This window comes from Gilliamella sp. Nev6-6, assembly GCF_001690605.1.
Taxonomy (GTDB): Bacteria; Pseudomonadota; Gammaproteobacteria; order Enterobacterales; family Orbaceae; genus Gilliamella; species Gilliamella apicola_C.
In genome coordinates, this window is the sequence record NZ_LZHP01000084.1 from 1 (window position 1) to 3,824 (window position 3,824).

Below are 3,824 nucleotides of genomic sequence, written 5' to 3' on the forward strand. Positions count from 1 at the left end.
TGGATTTTATTTTCCCTTGAATTAACGACTTATTAATCACATTCCCAACAAAAACGCTGAACAAGGGTTCTATTTTATTTAAATCTAAATTCTGCCATGCACCATCTGAATTGAAAATATCATAAAAGCGCATTTCAGGGCTGGTTAGCATCTGTCCAATTGTGTATAAATTATCACGTAATTGGATATTGACTAGATCATTTTTCTTCCAAACAACACGTTTAGCCATAATTAGCATCGACCTCTTTTTTTAGGAACACGCTTTCGATCCCGCTAATAGGTTGGGGTATCATCGTATAGCAGAATTTCCCAGTATCTTTGATGGCAATCGCTTCAATTCTGTTGGTGCAATCATAACAGTAGTCGGTCTATCCCTGTTTGTTGTGTTTTTCGCCTACTAGCAGATCGGGGGAAAATGATTAATTCATTAATTGTAGACACCAATCTCTTCCGCTTTGGCAATTAACTCATCTTGCAATGAACCTTGTATTTCATCTCCATCATACTCAAGAATGAAATCACCACTAATATTAGGAGGAAAACATGAACCATCTATGGTGCCAAAAATTGTTGACATTGTATCTATCATTACTATACGCAGAAAATTAAAAATCTTTTCTTGGTCTTTATCTGATAGCTTTGCGATAATACTTCTTGCTCTTGCATAAGGATCATCGCTGTTTGTAGGTTCACTTGAATTACTTAAATTATTTTTATAATATTCAAGTCTGTCATTTAAGAGCTCATCTAAAATTGAGTTGACGATTAATTCATCTTTTCCTATTTTATTCATTTAACAACCTCTTTTTCCATTAGGTTTTAGTTTTCTCATTTCTGGATACATTTCTTTATTTTTGGCGATTAATTTCTGAAAAGCACTATTGGGTATTTGTGGGTACACGTATACCTCTAGCTAATAATTCTCTAGCATGACTAAATGGTTTTTCTGTTATAGAGTTAATTTTACTGCGTGTAACAATTCCAACTTCATCTGTAAGGAACTCATGTTCAACTTTGGGAACTAAAATAGCAGGGATAATACCCTTTTACAAGATTTTGCCTTACATGGTGAGCATTCAGCCCTAAATGATCGGCCCAAGTCAACTCATTAGGCGCATACTGGACAGATTAAACCCACCAGCAGCTCAATCGGGTCTGGCTGGGTAAATCTTCCTGTATCTGGATGATAGTACCTGAAAGTATTGTAATGTAAACTGGTTACTTGTCTAAATTATAACCTTGATAGTATGAATTATATTGTATCGATACCTGTACTATTTTTGTATCATTATACTTCATAACTAATAGCTGATTTTCTACAATATAGGTAGCAAAGAAATAAAAGCGATGAAAATTTAGATGTACGATCTTTTCTACATTGATTAATTACTCTAATAATGAGAAAACATGATGAAATTCTTCGTTTTTTATCAAATCCTGTATCGTTTTATTTATTACTTTGTCATTTAAACTCTCAACAATAATCATATCTGATGCCCAAAAATATAAGCCATTACAACACTCTTTTGTCTCTTTATACTTATTCAAAATAGAAATTATATTTTCGATAGTGAAAAATGTTGCAGCATACCTCTTTCCATTGTCTAAAAAAACTTCAACATCAACATTATCATTGACCTGATTAAGATCCCGATCATAGTTTAAAATTTTAATATTCATAATACTTAAGTTCCTTTACCAAATACTTTTAAAACTTCATTGATAACTATTTGCTGATTAGCCTTATTAGATTTACTAATATTTCAATTATACTATCATTTATTTCTCTGAAATAAACACGTGCCCATATCGAACTCTAGTTTCAGAAAATCCATGACCTATGGTTTTTGGTGCGACAGTCTGATTTTTTTATTCTTTAAAAGAAGTTGTTTTGTTAAATGAACGATACTTGATTGATGCGATTTTCCTATAATCTCAGCTTTTTAAAAAAGTTTATTACTTTCTTTTATTCACGAATGAATTTTGAAACAACTCAATTTCCACGGATCAACTCAATCCAATAGGCGCATACTGATAAAGATTAATACTGCCAGCTAAACCTACCAGATCCAGTTGAGTAAATCTATCTATATCTGGATCATAGTACCTGAAAGTATTGTAATGTAGCCCAGTTTTTCTGTCTAAATATTGTCCCTGATGTCTGAGGTTTTGTTCTACTGAGTCGTGTTCGATTTCATGAATCCGTTTACCCCAGAGCGGATAGCTACATTCCCAGATGATGTCACTGTTTGCTACGGTAAGCTCTTTTGGTGCACCGTTTAGATCGGTGAGGAAGTATATGACTTTTTCGGAGCATTACCTCTTTTATCTATGCGTGCCAGTAGTTGGTAGCTGCTTTGGTCGGTATAGATATACAGCCTGCTGTGCTGATTCGGGCTGGTTTTCTGAATCATTTTTTAGCCGATCCATAAAAGCGGGCACGATTGTAGGGGTTGCCTGCGTCGTTTAGTTGATGTTTTTCAATACGTACTTCGCTCAAGCGGTAGTTGGCGTTGTAGTGGTAGTGCCACTAATCATCCTGATTTAATTTCAGTTTTTTAACTTAGAAATATTTTCTCAATATATTCGCTTACTTTTGAATTAATATTACTTATATACTTCATGTCTTCATAAGTGCCCAATTTTAAAGCGCCTTCTAAATTGTCATGCAGGACTAAAAGATTATATGCCAATTCCTTTGAAATAAGATCTTTTTCTTTATAATTAGTTACCATTTCATCCAGTGAAGTATAGAGATCATTAATTGTTTTTTCATCTAACTTATCTTGTAATCTAATTTTTTCAATTACACTGATAATCTTTTCATGAACATCAGAATTTATAATTTTCATAAAATACCTAATTAATTATTTTTATTGAATTTGTTGGTATAGGTCAGTCAAATAGTGCTTCTCAAGCACCTTTAGCTAATCGTCTTCAAATTGATTACTTAAAAGGTCAAGACCTTTAGTAAAAGATATATCAATTGTTCCACCCAAAATTTTACTTAAATCTATATCAACTATTCTAGTTCCAATTTTATTAGCCCATTTTTCAGCGATACTTAAATCTTTGGTTGCAGATATAAACTGAGATGGAGAACGACTCTCTGATGTTACATGTCCTGCAACTATTTCTATATTATTTGGGTTTAGTGAAAACAATCCAGAAGATATGTTTTTGCCTTGTCTAATAACTGTATAGACTTTGCTACTTTTTATACGATCAAACTCACTTACTTCAGCACAGGTGCTAATCCTAATGGATCAATCCAAGTTAACCCATTAGGCGCATATTAATACAGATTAAACCCGCCCAGCAGCCCAATCGGATCCGGCTGGGTAAATCTACCTATATCCGGATGATAGCACCTGAAAGTATTGTAATGTAAGCCAGTTTCTCTGTCTAAATATTGTCCCTGATATCTGAGATTCTGTTGTATCGGGATGTGTTCGATTTCATGAATTCGCTTACCCCATAACTGAAAGCTGCATTCCCACAGTATTTTACCGTTTGCATCGGTGAGCTCTTCTGGACAGCCATTCAGGTCGGTGTGGGAAGTAGTGGATATGTTGTTCATGGTTGCCGTCTATGCCTATTGCGCTAGTGGTTCGTAGCTGTTCTAGTCAGTATATATATGAAAAATTCAATTATCCTTGCCAAAATAAATATTAGACAGTATTTAATTCTATCACTCTAGTTGATTTTTCTATTTAAAATTTAAATAATTGTTCATTTTTATATTTCCTTCTATTTATATGGTGACATCAATTTATTAACATCTTCAACAGATAAGCTAAAGGAATCTATGATATTAATGTTTA

General features: G+C 33.4%; 5 protein-coding genes and 3 pseudogenes. All 8 read right to left on the reverse strand.

Annotated elements, in window-relative coordinates; translation table 11 throughout:
- A pseudogene (locus tag A9G42_RS09780) lies at window positions 1-238 on the reverse strand (hypothetical protein); the annotation flags it as partial.
- Window positions 239-427: 189 nt separating this feature from the next.
- A complete protein-coding gene (locus A9G42_RS09785; RefSeq protein ID WP_065588314.1) occupies window positions 428-793 on the reverse strand; it encodes a hypothetical protein in 366 nt (121 codons plus the stop codon).
- A gap of 315 nt (window positions 794-1,108) precedes the next feature.
- Window positions 1,109-1,186, reverse strand: a pseudogene (locus A9G42_RS14845) (hypothetical protein); the annotation flags it as partial.
- Window positions 1,187-1,386: 200 nt separating this feature from the next.
- Window positions 1,387-1,680: a hypothetical protein gene (locus A9G42_RS09790; RefSeq protein ID WP_065566323.1), complete on the reverse strand. Its 294-nt coding sequence runs from the start codon at window positions 1,678-1,680 to the stop codon at window positions 1,387-1,389.
- A gap of 327 nt (window positions 1,681-2,007) precedes the next feature.
- Window positions 2,008-2,301 carry an RHS repeat-associated core domain-containing protein gene (locus tag A9G42_RS14850; protein ID WP_081295717.1) on the reverse strand — a complete coding sequence of 98 codons (294 nt, stop codon included), beginning with the start codon at window positions 2,299-2,301 and terminating at the stop codon, window positions 2,008-2,010.
- Window positions 2,302-2,558: 257 nt separating this feature from the next.
- Window positions 2,559-2,852 (reverse strand): hypothetical protein, encoded by a 294-nt coding sequence (locus tag A9G42_RS09795; protein WP_065582489.1) that lies wholly within the window; start codon window positions 2,850-2,852, stop codon window positions 2,559-2,561.
- 75 nt (window positions 2,853-2,927) lie between these two features.
- Window positions 2,928-3,164, reverse strand: a complete 237-nt coding sequence (locus tag A9G42_RS09800; RefSeq protein ID WP_065582488.1) for a hypothetical protein — start codon at window positions 3,162-3,164, stop codon at window positions 2,928-2,930.
- Between the two features lie 134 nt (window positions 3,165-3,298).
- Window positions 3,299-3,556 (reverse strand): annotated as a pseudogene (locus A9G42_RS14855) (RHS repeat domain-containing protein); the annotation flags it as partial.
- Window positions 3,557-3,824: the final 268 nt, after the last annotated feature.

Excerpts from the sequence above, each read along its gene's own strand:
- A9G42_RS09785 (WP_065588314.1), bottom strand. The coding sequence starts at position 793 with ATGAATAAAATAGGAAAAGATGAATTAATCGTCAACTCAATTTTAGAT.
- A9G42_RS09790 (WP_065566323.1), bottom strand. The coding sequence starts at position 1,680 with ATGAATATTAAAATTTTAAACTATGATCGGGATCTTAATCAGGTCAAT.
- A9G42_RS09795 (WP_065582489.1), bottom strand. The coding sequence starts at position 2,852 with ATGAAAATTATAAATTCTGATGTTCATGAAAAGATTATCAGTGTAATT.